General features: G+C 63.2%; 13 protein-coding genes. 7 read left to right on the top strand and 6 right to left on the bottom strand.

Annotated features, from left to right (window positions below):
- The first annotated feature begins 3 nt into the window (after positions 1-3).
- A complete protein-coding gene (locus ND528_RS02460) occupies positions 4-987 on the top strand; it encodes a GlxA family transcriptional regulator (RefSeq protein WP_263469598.1) in 984 nt (327 codons plus the stop codon).
- On the opposite strand, the gene ND528_RS02455 is transcribed toward ND528_RS02460, so the two are convergent.
- Entirely contained in the window at positions 956-1,843 is an 888-nt protein-coding gene (locus ND528_RS02455; protein WP_263469597.1) for an alpha/beta fold hydrolase, read from the bottom strand. The genes ND528_RS02460 and ND528_RS02455 overlap by 32 nt on opposite strands.
- Positions 1,844-1,933: 90 nt before the next feature.
- Here ND528_RS02455 and ND528_RS02450 point away from each other — a divergent pair, with 90 nt between their 5' ends.
- Positions 1,934-2,566, top strand: a complete 633-nt coding sequence (locus tag ND528_RS02450) for a hypothetical protein (RefSeq protein ID WP_263469596.1) — start codon at positions 1,934-1,936, stop codon at positions 2,564-2,566.
- Here the strand turns inward: ND528_RS02450 and ND528_RS02445 are convergent.
- The 4 genes from ND528_RS02445 to ND528_RS02430 all read right to left on the bottom strand — a co-directional run bounded on the left by ND528_RS02445 (position 2,538) and on the right by ND528_RS02430 (position 7,029).
- The gene (locus ND528_RS02445) at positions 2,538-2,927 is read right to left on the bottom strand and encodes a hypothetical protein (RefSeq protein WP_212615755.1); all 390 of its coding nucleotides are present in this window, start codon (positions 2,925-2,927) and stop codon (positions 2,538-2,540) included. The two genes, ND528_RS02450 and ND528_RS02445, sit on opposite strands and share 29 nt — an antisense overlap.
- Positions 2,928-3,314: 387 nt before the next feature.
- Entirely contained in the window at positions 3,315-5,141 is a 1,827-nt protein-coding gene (locus ND528_RS02440) for a glycoside hydrolase family 15 protein (RefSeq protein ID WP_263469595.1), read from the bottom strand.
- Complete coding sequence (locus ND528_RS02435) at positions 5,134-5,934, bottom strand: glucose 1-dehydrogenase (protein ID WP_130909809.1); 801 nt, start codon at positions 5,932-5,934, stop codon at positions 5,134-5,136. The genes ND528_RS02440 and ND528_RS02435 overlap by 8 nt, the downstream gene beginning before the upstream one ends.
- A 90-nt stretch (positions 5,935-6,024) precedes the next feature.
- Positions 6,025-7,029, bottom strand: a complete 1,005-nt coding sequence (locus tag ND528_RS02430; protein WP_263469594.1) for a family 2 encapsulin nanocompartment cargo protein terpene cyclase — start codon at positions 7,027-7,029, stop codon at positions 6,025-6,027.
- 245 nt (positions 7,030-7,274) lie between these two features.
- On the opposite strand from ND528_RS02430, the gene ND528_RS02425 reads away from it, so the two are divergent.
- Entirely contained in the window at positions 7,275-8,447 is a 1,173-nt protein-coding gene (locus ND528_RS02425) for an MFS transporter (protein ID WP_263469593.1), read from the top strand.
- Positions 8,448-8,558: 111 nt separating this feature from the next.
- On the opposite strand, the gene ND528_RS02420 is transcribed toward ND528_RS02425, so the two are convergent.
- Complete coding sequence (locus tag ND528_RS02420) at positions 8,559-9,692, bottom strand: cupin-like domain-containing protein (RefSeq protein WP_263469592.1); 1,134 nt, start codon at positions 9,690-9,692, stop codon at positions 8,559-8,561.
- A gap of 136 nt (positions 9,693-9,828) precedes the next feature.
- Here ND528_RS02420 and ND528_RS02415 point away from each other — a divergent pair, with 136 nt between their 5' ends.
- The 4 genes from ND528_RS02415 (at position 9,829) to ND528_RS02400 (ending at position 22,997) form a co-directional block, all read left to right on the top strand.
- A complete protein-coding gene (locus ND528_RS02415) occupies positions 9,829-10,569 on the top strand; it encodes a thioesterase II family protein (protein WP_263469591.1) in 741 nt (246 codons plus the stop codon).
- A 35-nt stretch (positions 10,570-10,604) separates the two neighbouring features.
- Positions 10,605-11,588: a TauD/TfdA family dioxygenase gene (locus ND528_RS02410; protein ID WP_016773893.1), complete on the top strand. Its 984-nt coding sequence runs from the start codon at positions 10,605-10,607 to the stop codon at positions 11,586-11,588.
- A 187-nt stretch (positions 11,589-11,775) separates the two neighbouring features.
- Positions 11,776-15,177 (top strand): amino acid adenylation domain-containing protein, encoded by a 3,402-nt coding sequence (locus ND528_RS02405; protein ID WP_263469590.1) that lies wholly within the window; start codon positions 11,776-11,778, stop codon positions 15,175-15,177.
- On the top strand, positions 15,174-22,997 hold the full coding sequence (locus tag ND528_RS02400; protein ID WP_263469589.1) for a non-ribosomal peptide synthetase: 7,824 nt from the start codon (positions 15,174-15,176) through the stop codon (positions 22,995-22,997). Before ND528_RS02405 ends, ND528_RS02400 begins: the two co-directional genes overlap by 4 nt.
- Positions 22,998-23,003: the final 6 nt, after the last annotated feature.

The raw sequence follows: 23,003 nt of genomic DNA, 5'->3' as shown, positions 1-23,003 counted from the left end.
CAAATGCCTAAAGCCATTCACGTCCTCGCGTTTGCCAACATGCAGATTCTCGATGTCACCGGGCCGTTGCAGGTGTTCGCCTCGGCCAACGATCTGGCCCGCCAGCGCGGAATGTCGGTGCCGTATGCGCCGAGCGTGATCGCCAGCGGCGGCGGGGCGGTGATGTCATCGGCGGGTCTGGCGGTGCTGGCCGAACCGTTGCCGCAAACGCCCAGCGATACCTTGATCATCGCCGGTGGCTGGGGCATTTATCCCGCCGCCGAAGACCAGCAACTGGTTGGCTGGGTGCGCGATCACGGCACTCATTGTCGGCGCGTGGCTTCGGTATGCACCGGGGCCTTTCTGCTCGCGGCCAGCGGCTGGCTCGATGGCCGCCGCGTGGTCACCCACTGGACGCGCTGCGAGCAATTGGCCGCGCAACATCCCAATCTGCGCGTCGAGGCCAATCCGATTTTCATCAACGACGGCCCGGTGTGGACTTCCGCCGGGGTCACGGCCGGTATCGATCTGGCGCTGGCCATGGTCGAAGAAGACCTCGGCCGCGACATCGCCCTCGACGTCGCCCGGCACTTGGTCGTCTTCCTGAAACGCCCGGGCGGGCAGTCGCAATTCAGCGTGACGCTGTCGCTGCAACAACAGGGCAACCGCTTCGATGAACTGCACGCCTGGATCGCCGAAAACCTGACCTGCGACCTCGGCATCCCGACCCTCGCCGAACAGGCCGGCATGAGCGAACGCAGCTTCATCCGCCACTACCGCGCCGACACCGGCCAGACCCCGGCGCGGGCGATCGAATTGATCCGCGTCGAAACCGCTCGGCGACTGCTCAGCGATACCGGCCTGCCGGTGAAACGCATCGCCGCCAATTGCGGGTTTGGCAGTGAAGAGACGCTGCGGCGCAGTTTTCTCCGAGCGATTGGCGTGACACCGCAGGCTTATCGCGAGCGCTTTTCGGTCAGCGTTGCAATAGATCCAGTATCGCCTTGAGGGTTTCCTGCGGCGCTTCTTCGGGAATGTTGTGGCCGACGCCCGCGAGCACGCGCCGCTGGTAAACGCCGCTGAAATGCCCGGCATCTTCATCAATCAGCGAAGGCGGGCCGACGCCATCATCGGCGCCGCACAGCGAAATGCTCGGCACGCTGATCACCGGCTGTGTGGCCAGCGCTTCCTCCATCCACTCCAGGGCTGGATCGCCCGGGGCGTATCCGAAGCGATGCCGATAGGAATGAATCACCACGTCGAGAAAATCAGGATTATCAAAAGCGCCAGCGGTCAGCGGGTAGCGTTCGTCCTTTTGCGCCCATGTCGGCGACCACAGCCGCCAGAGCAACTGACACAACTCCCGGCGATTCTGCTTAAGGCCCTCGACGCCACGCGGCGTGTGGAAGTAGTACTGATACCAGAGCCTATGCTCGTCTTCGGGGTCCAACGGCTGGTTCGCATGGGCGATGTCCTGCACGAGGTAGCCGTCGCCGCTGACCAGCCCGCGCACACGCGCCGGAAACAACGCCGCGACAATGCAGGCCGCCCGACCGCCCCAGTCATAGCCGCAAAGCATGGCTTGTTCGATGCCCAGCGCGTCCATCAGATCGAGCAGGTCCTGCGCCATCGCAACTTGCTGGCCGGAGCGCAGGGTTTGCGCACTGTTGAACCGGGTCGGCCCGTAACCGCGCAAGTACGGCACGATGACGCGGTAGCCTTGCGCGGCCAGCGCCGGGGCGACTTCGTCGAAGGCACGCGGCGAGTAGGGGAAGCCGTGGAGCAGAATCACCGAGTCGCCGCCGGCAGGGCCATGCTGTTCATAGGCGATGGTCAGAAAAGGGGTAAGGACTGACTGAATCATGACTGACAACTCCGTGCAAACGTCTTCCAAACCCTAGACCATCGGATAGACTGCGCAGCTCATTCTGTCGACTGGCTTCAAGGACGATACATGTCACTCAAACTGCTGCTTGTTGTGTTGGGACTTGTCGTGATGCTGACCGGTTGCGCATCGCCGCCACCGGCACTGCCGGACACCCCGCAGCGCCGTGAACTGATGGAGCGCATGTTTGCCAAGTCGACGATCATGCTGTCCTTCAAGGAGTTGGACGCACGATCCGCCGCCGCGCCGGGCGAACCGCAACGCCAGCTCAGCGCCGATGAGGCATTGGCCAGACACAAGAAACAAATGAATGTCGACCTGCCGGCGGCGTACTGGGAGCAGCGCCGGGCAAACCTCGCGCAACTTATCGATGCCAGAGCAAAAGGTGAAGCCATCGGTCTGGCGGCATACAAGCAAAAGTACTTCGAGCAATTGTCCCAGGCACCGACGCCGATGCTCGCGGCGCTGGCCAATGCGCCGAGGATGGACGCGCTGGCAGAGTTTCCATTGGTGCTGCCCAATGATCATCAGCTCAGTTACTTCTACCTGATGACCGTTGCGGATGAAACGTTTTGGGAAATCGACCAGTTCTACCAGCACATGGCCGATCTGGACGCCCAGTACGGCGTCTGTGCCCTGTACCCGGATTGCTACCACCCGGACTTCCGCACGGCTAAGCCTCAAGCTCCGCGATCTGATTGAAATACTTCGTCCGATCCGGGGTAAACGTCACCTTCATCTTCGTCCGCGAACACACCAGCGAACGCTCCTGCGCCAGATCAATATCCAGATCCTCACCGCGCAGACCCTGCCACTGCGCCAGATATTTCAGTGAGCCGTACTTCTCGTTTTTCTTCAGGCTGCGACTGACGCCACCCTTCCAGCCCAGCACTGGCAATTCATCGGCCAGGCAGCGCTGGGCCAGTTCGGGAAAGCGTTCGGCGCGCTGGCGGCCGATTTCCCAGCATTTGATCAGGCCCTGGTCGCCGTCTTCCCAGAGCTGGGTGCGGGTCAGGCCGGTGCGAAGAGGGGATTCGATGCTGCGCTGGACGTGGTGAGGCATTCCGGTTCCTTGAATTCGGGGGTGGTTGGACAGCTCCGCTGTGCCCGTAGAAGATCAAAAGCGCCTCACCCTAGCCCTCTCCCGGAGGGAGAGGGGACTGACTGAGGTAATGGCTTCATATCGACCGTTGCGTTGGATGGTAGGTGTGGATGTAACGGCTGGCAACAAGGTATTTCGGCGTGTAAGCACACGTTGCGGCAAGCGTTTCAACATGACGTGAGTGGTCTTTGTAGGCGCAGTTTTTACACAGACTGTCGCCTGACGTAACCGCCGCGCAGGTTTCACGTTGGGCATGGGCCTGTACCCGTTGGCTGGCGGGCAGGCCCGGTGCGGAAAAATCCCGTCCAGTCAGGGATCGGTCTGACATGCGCTGACGATAAAACAGCGCTATGGCTGCCAGGAACTCTTCTCCCCGCTCAATTTGCGATCAAGAAAACTAGCGGCACTGATCAGCGCCAGATGCGTCAGCGCTTGCGGCGTGTTGCCCAAATGCCGGCCATGGCTGTCGAACTCTTCGGCGTACAGCCCCAGCGGATTGGCGTATCGCAGCAACTGCTCGAACTCCAGATGGGCTTTTTCCACCTGACCGGCCCGGGCCAGGCATTCGACGTACCAGAACGAGCAGGCGGCGAACGCGCCTTCGGTGCCGCTGAGGCCATCGATGTTGGCGTCTTCGTTGCGATAGCGATAGACCATGCCGTCGCGCACCAGGGTTTTTTCGATCGCTTCCAGAGTCGACAGCCAGCGCGGATCCTTGGCGCTGACGAAACGCACCAGCGGCATCAGCAGCATCGAGCCGTCCAGCGCAGTGCCGCCCTTGTACTGGACGAAATGTCCGCGTTCCTCATCCCAGAAGTTGTCCCAGATGTCGGTGTAGATCGCTTGCCGGGTCTGATCCCAACGGGCGAACGGCGCCGGCAGCGAACGCTTGGAAGCCAGCCGGATGGCGCGATCCAGCGCCACCCAGCACATCAGCCGCGAGTGCAGAAAATGATGGGTTTCACCGCGCATTTCCCAGATGCCGACATCTTCGTTCTGCCAGTTCTCACAGACCTGATCGACCACTTCGCCGACGTGCCGCCAGCCTTCGTGGGAAATCGCATCACCGTACTTGTTGACCAGATACACCGCATCCATCAGCTCGCCGAAGATGTCCAGCTGGATCTGATCATAAGCACCATTGCCAATGCGCACCGGTTGCGCACCGCCGTGACCGGACAGGTGCGTGAGTTCGGTTTCCGGCAATTCCTGCTGACCGTCGATGGCATAGAGGATGTTGAGTTTCATCGGTTTGCCGCAGCAATCGCTGACTCGCCCGCGTAGCCATTGCATGTAGTGATTGGCCTCATCGACGAAGCCCAGGCGCATGAACGCGTAAACGGTGAACGAGGCATCGCGGATCCACGTGTAGCGGTAATCCCAATTGCGCTCGCCGCCGGGAGTTTCCGGCAGGCCGAAAGTGGCAGCGGCGAGAATCGCACCTTGGCGACGCGAGGTCAGCAGTTTCAGGGCGAGGGCGGAACGGTTGACCATTTCCCGCCAGCGTCCGCGATAGTTGGATTGGCCGATCCAGCCACGCCAGTACTTCAAGGTACGCTCCATGCACAATTCGGCGGCACCCTCGGCAAAGCGCGGGTCGTCGCTGCCGCCGAGCATGAACGCGGCGCTTTCGTTGTGCTCGAGGGTAAATTGCGCGACGGCCGCTTGCGCATCGATCTGCAGCGCCTGATCTGAAGCCAGGCGTATCGACGGCTGGCCAGCGGCGTGGAACGTCACGTCCTGTGCGTCCATCTCGGCCCGGGTGTCGGCACGACCATAGTCGTGGCGCACCGCGCAACGCAGGTTGAACGTCGCCGAGCCGCTGACCACGCGCACCCGGCGCATCAGCAGGGGCAGGGCGTCGACATCGTCGCCGATCGGCAACAGGTCGGTGATTTCCACCACCGCGTGTTCACTCAGCCAACGGGTCTGCAAAACGTTGGTGTCGGGCAGGTAAATCTGTTCGCGGCGCGCATCGGGCAAGTCCGGCGCGAGCTGGAAAATCCCTGCTTCAGGTGTGTCGAGCAACGAGCAGAAGATCGTCGGGCTGTCGAACTCCGGCCAGCAGAAAAAATCCACGCTGCCTTTATCGTTGACTAGAGCGGCGCTGCGCATGTCGCCGATGATGCCGTGGGCACCGATGGGACTTTGTTGTTCCATTTCAGCCTCAGCCATTGCCGCGAAACTCCGGATAGAGGCTCATCCCGCCATCAATGAACAGGGTGGTGCCGACGATGTAATCGGACAAATCGGAAGCGAGGAAAACCACTGCGTTGGCAACATCCTCGACATCGCCAATGCGTCCGTAGGGAATCAGCTCAAGAAGTTTGTCGCCGGCCGCGCCTTCAGTGGCTTCGGTGTTGATGGCTGTGCTGATCGCACCGGGCGCGATGCTGTTGATGCGGATGCGCTGGTGGCTGACTTCCTGGGCGAGGCTCTGCATCAACTGATCGACGCCGCCCTTGGACGCCGCGTAATTGACATGCCCGGCCCATGGAATGCGCTGGTGCACCGAACTCATGTGAATGATCTTGCCCGCCGCGCGCGACACGCCTTCGCGCACGCCCTGACGCTGGAAAATCCGCAACGCCGCCCGCGCGCAAAGGAACTGCCCGGTGAGGTTGACGCCGATTACCGTGTTCCAGTCGTCGAGCGTCATGTCCACGGCAGCGGCGTCTTTTTGCAGACCGGAGTTGGCCACCAGAATGTCCAGCGAGCCGAAGGCTTCGACGGTCTTGGCGAACAGTCGCTCGACCTCGTCCTCTTTCGAAACATCCGCGCCGATGGCGAGGGCCTTGCCGCCTTCGGCGTTGATTTGCGCAGCCAGTTCTTCGGCGGGTTTGGCGCTGCTGTTGTAATTGATCACGACCGCAGCGCCGGCGGCGGCCAGTGCTTTGGCGGCAGCATGGCCGATGCCGGAGCTGGCGCCAGTGACCAGCGCCACCTGATGAGCGAGGGAAATCTGCATGACGATTCACGCCTTGGTTCAAGAGACTTAAGTAGCTGACTGATGGCCTGCGGCGAGAGTTCATCTGCAACCATGAAAAGTTCGCCAGCGTCAGACCTGATAGCGGCCACTGCTGCGATGCCATTCGACGTTGCCGGCCAGCCAGCTCTTGATTCCGCGCAGATAGCGTTTGAGCAGCGGCGAGGCGTGCGGCAATACCGCCCGTTCCGCCGCCTCATACAGATGCATGATGTCATCGTGAACGGCAGCGCTTTGCGCCATGGCCTGCGCGGGGGAGCAGCCCTGTTCCTGGATCAGCAACATAGGCAGATTGAAATCGCCGATACCGGCCTGCTGTTCCTTCAGCGCGGAAAACAGATCATTGGCAATGATCGTGGCGCTGGCGGCCAGCGTCGTGACCTTGCGCACCTCGGGAGCGCTGTAGACATTGGCGGGCAATTCATACCCGCCGATGATGTCGATCAGCGACAGGCACGGCAGGAAACTGTTGACCTGACGCTGAGCCAGATATTCCCAGAGCGCGGGCGTGAGCCCTTCGATCCGCCAGGCCGCTTCGGCGGTCATGGTGACGAACATGGCAATGATTTCATGGCGTACGCGGGCAACCTGCGCCGCTGTTGCAAAAGTCTCGACCCGCCTCAGATAGGCCCGCAGTGCGACCAGCACCGGATCGCTGTTCAAGGCCTGCTCGAGCCCCGGGCGGAACCGTGCGCTCAAGTGAACCGGCTCCAGCGCCGCCAGCGCCGAGGAAAGGCGCGGCCCGACCATTCTCGGCTCGGAGCCGGTTCGCTCATCGTCGCAGTAGTAATCGTCCACGGCGAACAGCGCGGCGAAACATTGCGCGGCGAGCAGCAGCCGATCCGGCTCATCGGTGTCGGTATGACAGAGCATGGCGAAGCGACCGAAACCCATGGCGCGGACTTTGTCGTGCCGCCCTGGAAAAATCCCCACCTGCTCGATCCACGGCGTCAGCCGATCATCCACCTGGGCCGCCAGCACGGCGTCGTTGCGAAATGGCGCCAGGCCATACAGGGCGGGCACGGCCCACGGCGCCTTTTCCGCTTCGGGTGAGACGAGCATTGACGATTCGTCCATGGCGAGGCTCCTGAGTGCGTGTACAGGGTTCCACGGTGATACGCGAAGATCCAAGGCCTCATCAGAGCGCAAACGACAAGGAAGCGCACCTGTCAGGTCTGACAGGTCAGCGTTGGTTTTCGACCAATGGTCATCGTTGTTCAGCACTGGAAAGATCAGGGGCTTTCACATTCCACCAACAATTGCGCGCTTCCACGGCATTCAAGCCTATGGCAACTTGGCCGCCCCTGATGAGGCTGCAATCGATGGCAAACCCCTACCGCGAATTGTTCACCGCCCCCGGTGCCCGTGCTTTTGTACTGGCCGGGATGCTGGCGCGCATGCCGATTTCCATGACCGGCATTGGCCTGATCACCATGCTTGCGCAGTTGAACGGCGGTTATGCGCTGGCGGGTGCGGTGGCGGCGACTTTTGCTTTGGCCACGGCGTTTTGCGCGCCGCAGGTATCGCGGTTGGTGGACCGTTACGGGCAGGGGCGGGTGCTGCCGATCGCAGCGCTGACCGGTGGCGGCGGGTTGTTGATGTTGCTGCTGTGCACGCGTTTGCAGGCGCCGGACTGGACATTGTTTTTGTTCGCCGCGCTGGCCGGGTGCATGCCGAGCATGTCGGCGATGGTGCGGGCGCGCTGGACCGAAATCTACCGTGGCCAGCCGCACTTGCAGACGGCGTATGCGCTGGAATCGGTGCTCGACGAAGTGTGTTTTATCGTCGGGCCTCCGCTGTCGGTGGGCCTGTCGGTCGCGGTGTTTCCCGAGGCCGGGCCGCTGGCAGCGTTGTTGGCGCTGGCCATTGGCGTGACGGCGTTTGTCGCCCAGCGCAGCACCGAACCACCGGTGCACGCGCAGGAGTCGCAGCATCAGGGCTCGATCATTCGCTCGACCGACGTGCAATGGCTGCTGGCGTTGATGCTGGCGATGGGCGTGATCGTCGGAGTCATCGATGTGGTCAGCGTCGCTTTCGCTCAACATCAGGGGCAGCCGGCAGCGGCGAGTATTGTTTTGTCGGTGTACGCGATTGGTTCATGCCTGGCCGGCATCGCCTTCGGTGCGATGCGTTCGAAACTGCCGTTGCCGCGCCTGTTTCTCTACGGCGGCGTGGCGACGGCGGTGACCACGCTGCCGCTGCTTTTGGCGAGCAACATCCTCGGCTTGTCGATCGCGGTATTCATCGCCGGGCTGTTCTTTTCACCGACGCTGATTGTTGCGATGGCGCTGATCGAACGCATCGTGCCCGCGGCCAAACTGACCGAAGGCCTGACCTGGCTGGTGACCGGGTTGAGCATCGGCGTGGCGATCGGCGCCGCCGGTTCCGGCGCGCTGGTGGATGCGTTTGGCGCGCGTAGCGGCTTCTGGCTGGCGATAGCGGCGGGGGCGGTGGTGCTGGTTTCAGCGATCCAGAGCTACCGCCACTTGAAATGAAATTCCACTGTGGGAGCGAGCCTGCTCGCGAAGGCGGTGTGTCAGTAAATATCTTCATACCTGATACAACGCTTTCGCGAGCAGGCTCGCTCCCACAGTTATTTTGCGGTGTTACCAGCCGCGTCCTGAGTCGACCCAGAAGTTGACTGACAGCGAGGTCGACACCGACTCCACCTGATGAAACCAGCCCTCGGGCAGGAACAGCAGATCCCCAGCCTCCAGCGTCACCTGCAAAAACGTCACCTCCCGCGCCGCCGGGAAACGTTCATAGTCCGGCGCATCGGGGTTGAAATCGCAGCCATCCAGACCACCCTTGGGCGCGGTCGACCAGGTGCCCAGTGCCTCGCGGTGATGCGGCGCGGCAAGGGTGAATTTCTTCTGCCCCCAGACCTGAGCGAAGAGGTTGTCGGTGTCATCGCGGTGCAACGGCGTCAGCGTGCCCTTGGGGCCGATCCAGATGCGCGGCGGGATGAACAGCGACGTGTCGAAGTAGGGCGGGTACTGGATCTGCTGCAACAACTGCGCCGGCAGGATGTTGTTGCCCATGTACGCCGGCGGCTCGCCATCCGCGCCTTTGACCGCCGGACTGTCCAGCGAGGCGATGAACTCGGCCATCGAGGTCGAGCGGAAATCACGCTCAGTGGAAAAGGTCTTCTTCACGTAATCGCCATGGCGGGTGATGCCTTGCAGTTCGGCGAAATGCACCAGCGACTCTTCGCGACTCAGGCTGAACAATGGCCAGTCGTGCAGGGCATTGCTGATCACCAACGGAATGCCGTTGGGCAAATAACGAGTTTCGAATTCGTGCCGGCTCAACTCGGCGCGCGCACGACGTTCGACGCTGGTCTGGCGAGGCATCGCGGCAGTGAGCTTTTCGCTGAAGCGTGGCGGCGTCGGGTAGCGCGTGTTCATATCGACTTTTTCCACCGTGCCGCCACCCTGGCGGGCGTGGTCGATGATCTGCGGCAACATCGTCGCCAGGCCCATGTTGCCGCCAATCTTCAAGCGACCGCTGGCGAACAGTTCCTCGACATTGACCACGCCGGCCATGATCCCGAGAAAATCTTTTTCCGCGACTTCGATGGTCACGTCCGGGCTTGGATGGCGCCCGATTTCCGTGCGCTGGCTGGTCTTGATGTCGTACCAGTACGCCTGCTGCGCACTGAAGATGAACTGGAAAACCCCCTCGATGCCGACCGCGCCGGCGTTGGCGAACAACTTGCCCAGAATGCTCTGCAGGTCCACGGTGATTCCCTCGCGATTGTTGTTTTTTTCCTGAACAGGCAACGAGCGGCTGGCGGGGGAATTTAGCGACCTGGCGACTAATTTGTCCGGCCAGTGATCCGTCTTTCTTGCAGACACATTTTTCAAGGAAAGCGCGGTGACCAAGCTGACATTGCTGTGCCTGCCCTATTCGGGCGCCAGCGCCATGGTTTACAGCCGCTGGCGGCGTCAACTGCCGACGTGGCTGCAATTGCAACCGGTGGAACTGCCGGGGCGTGGCGCGCGGTTCGATGAACCGCTGCAAACCGACATGCGCGCACTGGCGCGACAACTGGCGCGCGAGCACAAAGCGGGGCTGCAAGGCCCGTACGCGTTGTTCGGGCATAGCCTCGGTGCATTGCTCGCCTGCGAAATGGCCCATGCCTTTCGCGAATTGGGTGTGCCGGAGCCGCTGGCGCTGTTCGCCTCCGGCACCGCCGCACCGTCCATGCGCAGCGATTACGACCGCGGCTTTGCCGAACCGCGCAGTGATGAAGAACTCATCGAACAGTTGCGCACCTTTCAGGGCACCAGCGAAGAAGTCCTCGCCAATAAAGAGCTGATGAGCCTGACCCTGCCAGTGCTGCGTGCCGATTTCATGATGTGCGGCCGCTTCACGCCTGCCGAGCGGCCCTTGCTCAATTGCCCGGTGCACGTGCTCGGTGGCAAGGAAGACCGCGCCACCACCGAACAACTGATCGGCTGGAGCAAAGAGACCCTGGGCAGTTTCTCGGTGGACATGATGACCGGCGGGCATTTCTTCATTCATGAACATGAAGCGCGGGTCATTCGCACGATCAAGACCCATCTGGAAGTGCATCACCGACGCCTTGCGCAGGCCGTGCAACCGGCGTTCTGAGACGCGCCTCATCTATCATTTTCAGGAGGCCAGTCATGGCTGTTGCTCTGGGGTTTTCCGTGCGGCCGTTGCTGCCGCAGCGCGGACGTTTGCCGCTGTTGGTCGAGGCGGGCGATGCCGACACCGATCTGTTGGCGGTATTCGATGAATTGAAGGCGTTGGTCGACGAGCATCTGCTGCGCGACGGTGGCGTGCTGTTTCGCGGCTTCCGCCTCGACGGCGCCGAGCAGTTTCGCCAGTTCGCCGCGAATTTCGGCCATCCGCTGCTGAACTACGAGTTCGGCTCGACGCCGCGCACCAACGTCACTCAAGGCGTGTACACCTCCACCGAATACCCGGCGCACCAGAGCATTCCGCTGCACAACGAACAGGCCTATTCCCGCGACTGGCCGATGAAGATCTGGTTCTACAGCATGATCGCCGCCAGGTCCGGCGGCGAGACGCCGATTGCCGACAGCCGCGAAGTCTACCGGCGCATCCCCGTGGCGATCCGCGAGCGTTTTGTCAGCAAAGGCCTTATGTACGTGCGCAACTTCGGCAATGGCCTAGATGTCGCTTGGGAAGATGTGTTCAACACCGAAGACCGCGAAGTCGTCGAGGCGTACTGCAAGGCACACGGCATTGTCTGCGAGTGGAAGGACGACGGTGAGCTGCGCACGCGGCAGACCTGTCAGGCGGTGGCGGTGCACCCGGTAACCGGCGACCACGTCTGGTTCAATCAGGCGCACCTGTTTCACATCTCCAACCTGCCAGCGGACGTGCGCGAAAGCCTGCTCGACATCGTTGACGAAGAAGACCTGCCGCGTAACGTCTACTACGGCGACGGCTCGCCGATCGAAGACGAGGTGCTGGCGCAGATTCGGGCGGTGCTCGACGACTGTGCGATCAGTTTCCCCTGGCAGGAGGGCGATGTGCTGATGCTCGACAACATGCTTTCGGCTCACGCGCGCTCACCGTTCGAAGGGCCGCGCAAAGTCATCGTGGCGATGGCCGAGGGGCATTCGCAGGACGTGCGCTGACCTGTTCGCAACCCTTCAACTCAAATGCCGAATCCGGGCCTGTACCGGCTTCGGCATTTGTCTGTCTGGCCTTTGTACCGTCGGGCCGTGATTGCCGCTGGCGCGCTAAATCATCGCGCGGGCCATTCGTTCTTGTTGATACGACCGGGTCTCCAGGTCACGCCGCCGATCAGCAAGGACTCCACGCATGAATGCCGCAGACGCACAGAAACTAGCCCGCCGCTTTATCGAATTGCCCCAGGACAAACGCCGTCTGTTCCTCGCTGGCATGGCCCGCGAGGGCATCGATTTTGCGCAGCTTCCCATGACCGCCTGCGACGGCATCGCCGAGCGTGACGGCCTGTCTTACGCGCAGCAGCGCATGTGGTTTCTCTGGCAACTGGAGCCGACCAGCGCAGCCTATAACTTGCCGATGGCGGTGCGTCTGGATGGTGAATTGCAAGTCGAGGCATTGGAGCAAGCCTTCAGCCGTCTGGCGGCGCGCCACGAATGTTTGCGCACCACCTTCGGCCAGGACGGCGAGCGTGCATTCCAGCGCGTGGCCGAACCTCAGCCTCTGAAACTGCCAGTGACTGACCTGAGCGAGTTGCCCCAAGCCCAGCGCTGGCCGCTGGCGCAGCAGCACATGATGGCCGAGGCGACCCAGGCCTTCGACCTGCACAACGGCCCGTTGCTGAGTCTGCGTCTGTTGCGTCTGGCCGCGCAGGAACATGTATTGCTGCTGACCCTGCATCACATCATCGCCGACGGCTGGTCGATGAACATTCTGATCGACGAATTCATGCGCACCTACGACGCGTTGGTCGCCGGGCGTGAACCGACCCTGGCGCCGCTGACCGTGCATTACCGCGACTATGCGCTGTGGCAGCGCAGCTGGCTGGAGGCCGGTGAGCGCGAGCGGCAACTGGACTACTGGCGCACGCAACTGGGCGACGAACATCCAGTGCTGGAATTGCCCACCGACCGCGCTTATCCGGCGCAAGCCAGCCATCAAGGCGCACGCCTGGAAACGGTGATCGACGCAGCCCTGCGCGAAGAGCTGAAAAACCTTGCCCAGCGTCAGGGCGTGACCTTGTTCGTGGTGTTGCTGGCAGCGTTCAAGACCCTGTTGCATCGCTACAGCGGCCAGACCGATATTCGTGTCGGCGGGCTGATCGCCAACCGCACCCGCAGTGAAACCGAAGGGTTGATCGGCTTCTTCGTCAACACCCAGATCCTGCGCAGCGCGGTTACTGCACAAACGCCATTCGCCGAGCTGCTGCAGAACCTGCGCCAGGCCGCCCTCGGCGCCCAGGCCCATCAGGACCTGCCGTTCGACGCCTTGATCGAAGCCCTGCAACCGGCGCGCAGCCAGAGCCACAATCCGCTGTTTCAAGTGATGTTCAACCACCAGCCGCTGGTTACCGATTTGCATCAGGCGCAACTCGCTTCAGGCTTGCGCGTGGGTTATTTGAGCGAAGAGCAACTGGCCGGCAGCGCTCGGCAACACGCGGCCACCAGCGACCTGATGCTCGACACCCGCGAGGAGGGCGAGCAACTGTTCGCCGCCTTCACGTACGCCACGGATATTTTTGATGCCTCAACCATTGCCGCGCTGGCCGGGCATTGGCGCAACATTCTCCAGTCGGTGTGCCGCGATCCGCAGCAGTTGATCGGCGAAGTGGCGATGCTCGCCGACAGCGAACGCCACGGGTTGATCCAGGCCACCGCGCCAGCGCCTCGTTTCACTAGCGTGCAAAGCCTGTTCGAAGCGCAAGTCGCACGCACTGCGCAAATGCCGGCGGTGCTGTTGGCCACCGCGCCTTCACGGGCATTCAGCTACGACGAACTCAACAGCCGCAGCAATCGCTTGGCCCATCAGTTGCGCGCACAGGGTGTCGGCCCGGACGTGCTGGTCGGCGTCGCGCTGGGGCGTTCGCTGGAATTGGCGGTAGCGCTGTTGGCCGTGCTCAAGGCCGGTGGTGCCTATGTGCCGCTGGATCCGCAAACCCCGGCCGAACGCTTGCGCCATGTGCTCGCTGACAGTGGTTTGCAACTGTTGCTCAGTGATCAGCAAAGCCTTGCCAGCCTGCCGCCGCTCGACGGCATCGAGTGCCTGTGTCTGGAGCAATTGCCCGCCAGCGAGCAGAGCGACAACCTGCCGGTCACGGTCGAGGCTGACAACCTCGCTTACGTGATCTACACCTCGGGTTCCACCGGGCGGCCGAAAGGCGTCGCGGTCAGTCATGGCGCGCTGAGCGAGTTCATCGCTCGCGCCATCGACTACAGCGATCTGCGCGAAGGCGACCGTGTTCTGCAATTCGCCACCAGCAGTTTTGATGGCTTCGTCGAGCAGTTTTTCCCACCGCTGTGCCACGGCGCCAGCGTGGTCATGCGCGACGCGCCGTTGTGGGACAGCGCGACTTTGCATCAGGTCATCGTCGATCAGCGCATCACCCTGGCCGACCTGCCGGCGGCTTATTGGTATTGGCTGGTGCAGGAATACGCGGCGAAACCGCCGGCCAGTTTCGGCGCGCTGCGGCAGATTCACGTCGGCGGCGAAGCCATGGCGGTGGACGGTTTGCGCTTGTGGCAACAGGCCGGGCTCGGCCATGTGCGCCTGCTCAACACCTACGGCCCGACCGAGGCCACGGTGGTCTCGACGATTCATGACTGCACCGCGCTGACCGCCCAAGACGTGTCGTGGCGTGGCATGCCGATCGGCCACGGACTGGCAGCGCGGCGCCTGTACGTGCTCGACGATGATCTGAACCTGCTGCCGCAAGGCGCGGTGGGCGAGTTGTACATCGGTGGGCCGGGGCTGGCGCGCGGTTATCACCGTCAGCCGAGCCTCAGCGCTGAGCGGTTCATCGCCGACCCTTTCGCCGACGGCCAGCGCCTGTACCGCACCGGCGACCGTGCGCGGCTGCGCGGCGATGGCGCGCTGGAATATGTCGGCCGGGTCGATCATCAAGTGAAGATTCGCGGCTTCCGCATCGAACTGGGCGAGATCGAATCGCGCCTGCAGCAATCTCCGGGCGTTCGCGAAGCGGCGGTGCTGGCGGTGCCGTTCGCCGGCGGTGCGCAACTGGTCGCTTATGTAGTGACGGAGCCGGCAGTGCTTGCCAGCGCGGCGACGCAAACGGCCTTCCGTCAGCAGACCCGCGCTGCGCTGCAAGCCAGCCTGCCGGATTACATGGTGCCGGGGCATCTGCTGTTGCTGGCGAACCTGCCGCTGACGCCGAGCGGCAAGCTCGACCGCAAGGCCTTGCCGACGCCGGATCCGGCGCAGTTGCAGGGCGATTACCGCGCTCCGCAATCGCCGGCCGAGCAGTGTCTGGCACAGGTCTGGGCCGAGGTGCTGCACGTGCCGCGTGTGGGCCTGGACGATCACTTTTTTGAACTGGGCGGCCATTCGTTGCTGGCCGCGCAGGTGATTGCCCGGGTCAAGGAGCAGATGGGCGTGGTGCTGCCGCTGCGCAGCCTGTTCGAAAAACCGCTGCTGGCGGATCTCGCCGAGGTGCTCGGGCAACTGGCCGAGACGTGCGGCGACGACGACTGGTCCGACCTGGATCAGTTCATGAATGCATTGCAAGGAGAAGAAGTATGAGCGGCACGATGGCGGAACGTATTGCAAAAAGGTTCGTCGGCCTGCCGCTGGAACAGCGTCGGCTGTTTCTCGCCAAGCTGCGCGAGGAGGGCAAGGATTTCAGCCTGTTGCCGCTGCCGGTCAGCCGCCACGACTGCGCGCAGATTCCCCTTTCATTCGCCCAGCAACGCCTGCTGTTCCTCTGGCAACTGGAACCGCACAGCGCGGCATACAACATGGCCGCTGGCTTGCGTCTCAAAGGCCGGCTGGATGAGTCGGCCCTGAGCCGCTCGTTCGATCATCTGCTGGCGCGCCACGAAGTCTTGCGCACGGTGTTTCACACCGACGGCGATCAAGCGCATCAGCTGATTCTTGAGCAGCAAAGTATTGCGCTGGAACGCTTCGATCTGACCGGCGCCGCCGCGCAAGAGCGCGAAGAACTGCTCGCGCAACACGTGCAAGACGTCACCGCGCAACCGTTCGATCTGCGCCACGGCCCGCTGTTGCGCGCCAGCCTGTTTGCTTTGGCCGACGATGAGTTCGTGCTGGTGGTGAGCATGCATCACATCGTCTCCGATGGCTGGTCGATGGACGTCATGGTCAAGGAATTCGTGCAGTGCTATCAGGCGTTCAGCCTGCAGCGCGAGCCGCAACTGCCGGCGCTGCCGTTGCAATACGCCGACTATGCGATCTGGCAGCGGCGCTGGCTGGAGGCCGGCGAGGGCGAGCGCCAGCTCGACTACTGGCGTCAGCAATTGGGCGACGAACATCCGCTGCTGGAAGTGGCGCCGGACTTTGCCCGACCGCTGACGCAAAGCTTTGCAGGACAGACCCTGAGCTTTGATTTCGGCACCGACCTGTCGCAACAGCTCAACGTTTTTGCGCGCAGCCAGGGCATCAGCCTGTTCATGCTGGTGCTGGCCGGGTTCTCGCTGTTCCTTTCGCGTCTGGCCGGCGAGCGCGACATTCGTGTCGGCGTGCCGAATGCCAACCGTGGCCGCGCCGAAGTCGAGGGACTGATCGGTTTCTTCGTCAACACCCAGGTGCTGCGTTGCCAGGTCGATGAGCGCGGCAGCTTCGCCGATTTGCTCGCGCAGGTGCGTGAAGCGGCGTTCGGCGCGCAGGCGCATCAGGAATTGCCGTTCGAGCAACTGGTCGACGAATTGGTCGCCGAACGCACCCTCGGCCACAACCCGCTGTTCCAGGCGAAGTTCAACCAGAACGTCGGCATGCAGAAACAGCGCTCGATGGCCTTGCCCGGCCTGACTGTAAGCGAATACCCGCTGGCCAAGGACGGCACGCACTTCGATCTGGCGCTGGACATCACCGACGACGGCGCACTGATCCACGGCCAGATGACCTATGCCAGCGATCTCTATCGGGCGGAAACGGTCGCCGGTTTTGTGCCGATGTTGCTGGACCTGTTTACACAGTTGCTCAACTCGCCGCAGGCGCCATTGCACACCGTAGGCACGCGGCGGCCTGCTGCGCTTGCCATTCACCGCGAACCGGCGTTGACGGTGTTGCAACACTGGGCGCGTGAAGTGGCCCGGCAACCAGAAGCGCTGGCCGCTCGTGATCTACAGCAGACAATCACTTTCCAGGCGCTGGATCAGGATGCCAATCGTCTCGCCCATTATTTGCGCGCGCAGGGCGTCAGTGTCGGCGAACCGGTGGCGGTGCTGCTGGAACGTTCGCTGGACTGGCTGACTTGCCTGTTCGCGATTCTCAAGGCAGGTGCGGTGTACATGCCACTCGACGTCAAGGCGCCGAGTGCGCGCCTGAAGCAGATGCTCGGCGCTGCCCAGGCGCGGGCGCTGATCGGTGCTGAAGGCGATGTGCGGGTCAGCGAATTGGCGGGTGAGGGCTGTCAGGGTCTGGAGTTTGCACCGGGGCAATGGCAGTCACTGCCGACGTCCGCGCCTGAACTGACGCTGTATGCGCAGTCGCCGGCCTACGTGATTCACACCTCCGGTTCCACCGGGCAACCGAAGGGCGTGCTGGTCAGCCACGGCGCGCTGGGCAGTTACGTGCGCGGCGTACTCGAACGTCTGGCGCCGGCGCCCGAGGCCAGCATGGCGCTGGTCTCGACCATCGCCGCCGACCTTGGCTTCACCGTGCTGTTCGGTGCGTTGTGCTCTGGCCGACTGCTGCATGTGTTGCCGGAAGAACTCGGCTTCGACCCGGATCGTTTTGCCGAATACATGGCCTGCCATCGCGTTGGCGTGCTGAAGATCGTCCCCGGGCATCTCGCCGCGCTGTTGCAGGCGGCCAAGCCTGCCGATGTGCTGCCGGAACACGCACTGATCGTCGGCGGCGAAGCCTGTTCGCCGGCGCTGGTCGAGCGTGTGCAGCAACTGAAACCGGGCTGTCGTCTGATCAACCACTATGGCCCGAGCGAAACCACCGTGGGCGTGCTGACCCACGAGGTCGAAGAACTCGCCGCCCAGGCGCGCAGTGTTCCGATCGGCGCAGCGCTGGCCGGTGCTCATGTCTATGTGCTCGACGATGTGCTCAACCCGGTAGCCGATCAGGTTGCCGGTGAGTTGTACATCGGTGGCGACAGCGTTGCCCTTGGCTACCTGAATCAGCCGGGGCTGACCGCTGAGCGTTTCCTGCCTGATCCGTTTGGGAACCCCGGCGCGCGGGTGTACCGCAGTGGCGACCGGGTCCGCCGCAACCGCGAGCAGGCAGTGGAATTCATCGGTCGTGCCGACGATCAGGTCAAAGTTCGCGGCTACCGTGTCGAGCCCGCAGAGGTCGCGCGGCTGTTGCTCAGCCTCGATGGCGTCAGCGAAGCCGCCGTGCTCGCGCTGCCACTGGATGACGATCCGGCGCGCCTGCAACTGCTGGCGTGGTGCGTGCCGGCAGTGGGCGCGAAGGTGCAGGCGCAGGATCTGCGCGAACAATTGCAGGCGCGGCTGCCGGATTACATGGTGCCGGCGCAGTTGCTGTTGCTGGAAAAGCTGCCGCTGACCGCCAACGGCAAGCTCGACAAGCGTGCCTTGCCAGTGCCCGGCGTGGTCAGCCAGCAGTTCGTCGCGCCGGTCGGTGAGATCGAGGAAAAACTCGCCGCGATCTGGGCCGAAGTGCTCAAGCTCGAACGGGTCGGCAGCAGCGATAACTTTTTTGAACTGGGTGGCGACTCGATCCTCAGCTTGCAGATCATCGCCCGGGCCAAGCGCCAGGGCATCAAGCTCAGCCCCAAGCAGTTGTTCGAAAAACAGACCATCGGCCAACTGGCCGCCGTCGCCAGACTGATCGAATCCAAACCGGCTGCCGTCGCCGCACCTGTGGCACGCGGGCCGTTGCCGTTGCTGCCGATCCAGATGCGCTTCTTCGACACGCCGATTGCCCAGCGCCAGCACTGGAACCAGTCAGTGATGCTGCAACCGACCCTGGCGCTGGACACCGTACATTTGCGTAAGGCGCTGGCGGCGCTGGTCGAGCAGCACGAAGCGCTGGCCTTGAGCTTTGTGCAGTCGGGCGATAGCTGGCAGGCGTTGCCGCAGACTCAGCGCGATGCCGAACTGCTTTGGCTGCGCGAGCTGGACAGCCTCGATGCGTTGCCGGCCGTGGCCGACGCAGCGCAGCGCAGCCTGGATTTGCAACGCGGGCACTTGCTGCGCGCGGTGCTGGTCAACCTGCCGAACGCCGAGCAGCGCTTGTTGCTGGTGATTCATCACCTGGTGGTCGACGGCGTGTCGTGGCGCATTCTGCTTGAAGACTTGCAGCAGGCTTACCACGCATTGGCGGCGGGGACTGCGCTCGCGTCGCCGGGCAAAAGCAGTTCGATGCACGACTGGGCCGGGCAGTTGCACCGTTATGCGCAGAGCGACACGTTGGCGGCCGAAAGCGCTTATTGGCGCCAAACCCTTGAGGCCGGCGACGCGTCACTGCCACGGGATTTTGCCGAGGACAGCCAGACCCGCGCTCAGGCCGCGCGCGCCAGTACGCGCCTGAGCCGGACACTGACCGACAAGCTATTGAAAGTCGCCCCGGCGGCGTACCGCACGCAAATCAACGACCTGTTGCTGACGGCTTTGGCGCGGGTGTTGTGTGACTGGAGCGAGCAGCCGTCGGTGTTGATCCAGCTCGAAGGCCATGGTCGTGAAGACCTGTTCGACGACATCGACCTGAGCCGCACGGTCGGCTGGTTCAGCAGCCTGTTCCCGGTGCGCCTGACCCCGCAGACGAGTCCCGCTGCGTCGCTGTGTGCGGTCAAGGAACAACTGCGCGCGGTGCCGGGCAAAGGCATCGGTTATGGCGTGCTGCGTTACCTCACGCGTGCAGCCGAGTTGCAGACGCTGGCGCAACCACGGGTGACCTTCAATTACCTCGGTCAGTTCGACGGCGCGTTCAGCGCCGAGCAGGGCGCGTTGTTCGTGCCAAGCGCTGACAGCACCGGCGCCAATCAGGATGGGCAGGCGCCGCTGGGCAATTGGCTGAGTGTTGACGGTCAGGTTCTCGGCGGAGAGCTGGAACTGACCTGGACCTTCGGCACCGGCATGTACCGCGCCGAGACCATCGAGGCGCTGGCCGAGGCTTACCGCCGCGAACTGGAACGCCTGATCGAACATTGCTGCGCGAGCGGCACAGGTGGCGTGACACCCTCGGATTTCAACCTCGCCAACCTGACCCAGGCGCAGCTGTCGGCATTGCCGATGGCGCCGCGTGACATCGTCGATCTGTACCCGCTGTCGCCGATGCAGCAAGGCATTCTGTTCCACAGCCGCAACGAGCCGGACAGTCCGGCTTACACCAATCAGCTGCGCGTCGACGTCGAGCAGCTCGACGCCGAGCGCTTCCGCCAGGCCTGGCAGCAGACCGTCGATGCCCACGATATTCTGCGTACGGCGTTCGTCTGGCCGCAGGATGCCGCCGCGCCGGTGCAAGTGGTGCGCAGCCGCGTGCAGATGCCGTGGCAGGTGCAGGACTGGCGCGGTCGCGCTGGCCTGGATGCCGCGCTTGATCATCTCGCCACTGAAGATCTGCATAACGGCTTCGATCTGCTCGACGCACCGCTGTTGCGCGTGACGCTGGTGCGCAGCGATGAAAACACTTATCACCTGATCTACACCTGCCATCACATTTTGATGGACGGCTGGAGCACTTCGCAGTTGTTCGGCGAAGTGCTGCAACGCTACGCCGGCATCACCCCGAGCGCAGGGCAGGGGCGTTATCGCGATTACATCGAATGGCTCGGCCAGCGTGATCAACAGGCCAGTCGGCAGTTCTGGAGCAAGGCACTGGCGGACCTTGAACAGCCGACGCGACTGGCCAGTGCCATGCCGGTCAGGCACGCCGCCAGCGGCTATGCCGATCACGAGCATGTGTTCAGCGAACCGCTGACCGCCGAACTGAACCGCTTTGCCCGCGAGCAGAAAGTCACGCTCAACACGCTGGTGCAAGCGGCGTGGCTGCTGCTGTTGCAGCGCTACACCGGGCAGGATCACGTGGCGTTTGGCGCGACGGTCGCCGGACGGCCAACCGATTTGCCGGGCGTCGAGCAGCAGATCGGCCTGTTCATCAACACCTTGCCGGTGGTGGCGGCGCCATCGCCGGAAATCGGCGTCAGCCAATGGCTGCAACAGGTGCAAGACCTCAACCTGGCCTTGCGCGAGCACGAACACACGCCGCTGTATGACATTCAGCGCTGGGCCGGCACGGGCGCCGGGGCGTTGTTCGACAGCATTCTGGTATTCGAAAACTACCCGATGGCCGAGGCCTTGGCGCAGGGCCCGCAGACAGGGCTGAAGTTCTCGGCAATCCGCCGGCAGGAGCAGACCAACTATCCGCTGACGCTGGTCGCGGTCACCGGCCGCGAGCTGAGTCTGGGCGTGAGTTACGATCAGGCCAGTTTCGACGCTCAAGCGATCCGCGCGTTGAGCGGGCAACTGCAAGGCCTGCTCGAGCAGTTCCTCGCCGACGCCACGCAGCCGCTGGGCGCGCTGCAACTGCTCGCCGAGCCACAACGGCAACAAGCGATCGAGTGGGGCAAGGCGCCGGTTACCATGCCGGATCAACGCACAGTGCTGGCGCACATCGCCGCGCAAGTGCAGCGACAGCCACAGGCGAACGCGGTGCTGTTCGCTGAGCAATCCATCGATTACCAAAACCTCGATGCCCGGGCCAATCGTCTGGCGCACAAGCTGCAAGCCATGGGCGTCGGGCCGGAAGTGCGCGTCGGCGTGTGCATGCGCCGCACGCCGCAGATGCTGGTCGGCTTGCTGGCGATCCTCAAGGCCGGTGGCGCCTACGTACCGCTGGACCCGGATTACCCGCAGGAACGCTTGCTGCACATGCTCGACGACAGCCGCGCGGCGGTGCTGCTCACTGAGCCAGCGGCATTGGCGATGCTGCCCGAAACCTTGAGTGCGCAGGTGCTGCTGGTGGACGAGAACCTCGCCAGCGAATACCCGGCCACTGCGCCACTGGTAAATCTCGCGGCAGACAATCTGGCGTACGTGATCTACACCTCCGGCTCCACCGGCAAACCGAAAGGTGTAGCGATCAGCCACGGCAATCTATCGGCGCTGATTCAATGGTCGGCTGGGGTCTATCGCGAAGAACAATTGCGCGGCGTGCTGGCCTCGACCTCGATCTGCTTCGATCTCTCGGTGTGGGAAATCTTCGTCACGCTGGCCTGCGGTGGCTGCCTGGTGCTGGCCGACAACGCCCTGGCGCTGGCGGACTTGCCGGCGCGCGATCAGGTCACGCTGATCAACAGCGTGCCGTCGGCGATTGCCGCGTTGCAACGGGCCGGGCAGATTCCGTCGTCGGTCGGCACCATCAATCTGGCCGGCGAACCGCTCAAACAGAGTCTGGTCGACAGCCTCTATGCCAGCACTCAGGTGCAGCAGGTCTACGATCTTTACGGGCCGTCGGAGGACACCACTTATTCGACCTTCACCCTGCGCACGCCGCAGGGGCGGGCGAACATTGGCCGGCCACTGGACAACACCGTGGCCTACCTGCTCGACAGTCAATTGCAGGTGCTGCCCGAGGGCGTGGCGGCCGAGCTGTACCTCGCTGGTGCCGGGGTGACGCGCGGCTATCTGCGCCGCGCCGCGCTGACCGCCGAACGCTTTGTGCCGAATCCTTACGCGAGCAACGGCGAGCGCCTGTACCGCACCGGCGATCTGGTGCGCCAGGGCGACGATGGCAACATCGAGTACATCGGTCGCGCCGACCATCAGGTGAAGATTCGCGGTTTCCGCATCGAACTCAGCGAGATCGAAGCGCGCCTGCTGGAACTCGACGATATTCGCGAGGCGGTGGTACTGGCGCAGGACGGCGCCGCAGGCAAACACCTGCATGCCTACCTCGTCGCCGCGCCGGACAGCGAGCGGTCGACGCTGGCCGAGCGGGTGCGCAATGCCTTGGCCAGTCGCTTGCCGGCGCACATGGTCCCGGGGCATCTGCACCTGATCGACGCGATCCCGCTGACGCCCAACGGCAAGCTCGATCGCAAGGCGCTGATGGCGTTGGGCGAGAGCCCGACGCAGGAGCAATACCAGGCGCCGCAAAGCGATCTGCAATGGGAGGTCGCGACGATCTGGCAGGAAGTGCTGGAAGTCGAGCGGGTAGGGCTGGCGGACAACTTCTTCCAGCTCGGCGGCCATTCGTTACTGGCAACGCTGGTGGTGACCCGGGTGCAGGAACGTCTGGGCGACAAGGTGCCGCTCAAGGCGTTGTTCGAGACCGACACGCTCAAGGATTTCTGCGCGCGGATCGAAGCGCTGCGCGTCGAAATGTCGCCCGTTCAGGATGAATTGGCTAAATCACTGGAGGCCCTCAAACGTCTATCCCTCGATGATCTGGAAAAACTGATTTCTTGAGAGGGA

This window comes from Pseudomonas mercuritolerans, assembly GCF_025706525.1.
GTDB lineage: Bacteria > Pseudomonadota > Gammaproteobacteria > Pseudomonadales > Pseudomonadaceae > Aquipseudomonas > Aquipseudomonas mercuritolerans.
The sequence above is the reverse complement of the archived record's forward strand: the minus strand, read 5'-3'. Positions and strand labels throughout refer to the sequence as shown.

Excerpts from the sequence above, each read along its gene's own strand:
- ND528_RS02425 (WP_263469593.1), top strand. The coding sequence starts at position 7,275 with ATGGCAAACCCCTACCGCGAATTGTTCACCGCCCCCGGTGCCCGTGCT.
- ND528_RS02455 (WP_263469597.1), bottom strand. The coding sequence starts at position 1,843 with ATGATTCAGTCAGTCCTTACCCCTTTTCTGACCATCGCCTATGAACAG.
- ND528_RS02460 (WP_263469598.1), top strand. The coding sequence starts at position 4 with ATGCCTAAAGCCATTCACGTCCTCGCGTTTGCCAACATGCAGATTCTC.
- ND528_RS02445 (WP_212615755.1), bottom strand. The coding sequence starts at position 2,927 with ATGCCTCACCACGTCCAGCGCAGCATCGAATCCCCTCTTCGCACCGGC.
- ND528_RS02450 (WP_263469596.1), top strand. The coding sequence starts at position 1,934 with ATGTCACTCAAACTGCTGCTTGTTGTGTTGGGACTTGTCGTGATGCTG.
- ND528_RS02410 (WP_016773893.1), top strand. The coding sequence starts at position 10,605 with ATGGCTGTTGCTCTGGGGTTTTCCGTGCGGCCGTTGCTGCCGCAGCGC.
- ND528_RS02430 (WP_263469594.1), bottom strand. The coding sequence starts at position 7,029 with ATGGACGAATCGTCAATGCTCGTCTCACCCGAAGCGGAAAAGGCGCCG.
- ND528_RS02405 (WP_263469590.1), top strand. The coding sequence starts at position 11,776 with ATGAATGCCGCAGACGCACAGAAACTAGCCCGCCGCTTTATCGAATTG.
- ND528_RS02435 (WP_130909809.1), bottom strand. The coding sequence starts at position 5,934 with ATGCAGATTTCCCTCGCTCATCAGGTGGCGCTGGTCACTGGCGCCAGC.
- ND528_RS02400 (WP_263469589.1), top strand. The coding sequence starts at position 15,174 with ATGAGCGGCACGATGGCGGAACGTATTGCAAAAAGGTTCGTCGGCCTG.
- ND528_RS02440 (WP_263469595.1), bottom strand. The coding sequence starts at position 5,141 with ATGGCTGAGGCTGAAATGGAACAACAAAGTCCCATCGGTGCCCACGGC.